This is a genomic window from Pseudomonas sp. BCA17 (genome assembly GCF_004519405.1).
In the GTDB taxonomy this organism is placed as follows: domain Bacteria; phylum Pseudomonadota; class Gammaproteobacteria; order Pseudomonadales; family Pseudomonadaceae; genus Aquipseudomonas.
In genome coordinates, this window is the sequence record NZ_SGWI01000025.1 from 1 (window position 1) to 1,043 (window position 1,043).

Sequence of the window (1,043 nt, forward strand, 5' to 3'; positions counted from 1 at the left end):
CTGCCGCTCGACTGGTTCACGCCAATGGTGATGGTTTGGCCATTGTCCAAAGTGACGGTCAGCGGGTTGGTGATGTTAGTCACCGCATTGCCCGACTTATCAACCAGAGACGCGGTGTAAACGATGTTGCCGCCTTCGCCCACGGTGTTAGTCGCGGTCAGAACCACATCGACCTTGTCGATAGTGTCGTTGATCGTGGTAGTCGCACCGTTGCCCGCAACTTCCAATTTCTCGAAGTTACCGCCAGTAGCGTCAGTGATCTTGACGGTCTGCGTGCTCTTATCAATGAACACATCATCGTTTGGCGCCGGGACAGTCACGGTGCCGACGGTGTCGCCAGCCTTGATGGTGATGGACGAGCCATTGTCGAGTTTAAGAGTGACGTCGGTGCCGGCCTTGTTGCTCAAGGTGGCGGTGTAAGTGATTTGCCCACCTTCGTTGACCGCCGACGGAGCCGTCAGAGTCACGGTGGTGGTGTCAGCAGTACCCGGTGTGTCGGTAACGATGGTGTTCACCGGCGTAGTGCCTGGCACCAGGTTCTCGAAATGCTCTCCACCAGTCACACCTTTGATAGCGGTGGTGACAGTCTGGTCGCCTTTGTATACGTCGTTTGGAGCGACTACCGAGACAGAACCGCTGGACTGGTTCACTCCGATAGTGATGGTCTGGCCGTTATCCAGGGTGACGGTCAGCGGGTTGGTGATGTTAGTCACCGGTGCGCCGTTTTTATCCACAAGGTTGGCGGTGTAAACGATGTTGCCGCCTTCGCCAACGCTGTTTGTGGCAGTCAGTACCACATCGACCCTGTCGATGGTGTCGTTGATCGTGGTGGTTGCGCCGTTGCCTGCAACTTCCAGTTTTTCGAAGTTGCCGCCAGTAGCGTCGGTGATCTTGACGGTCTGGGTGCTCTTGTCGATGAACACATCATCACTTGGCGCCGGGACGGTCACGGTGCCGACTGTGTCACCCGCCTTGATGGTGATGGACGAGCCGTTATCCAACTTCAGCGTGACGTCGGTGCCCGCTTTATTGGAAAGCGTGGC

Annotated in this window: 1 protein-coding gene; it reads right to left on the reverse strand. The window is 56.7% G+C overall.

Annotated elements, in window-relative coordinates; all coding sequences use genetic code 11:
* Window positions 1-1,043 (reverse strand): immunoglobulin-like domain-containing protein (locus EXW71_RS28655; RefSeq protein ID WP_372241351.1); only part of this gene is annotated, 1,043 nt, incomplete at both ends.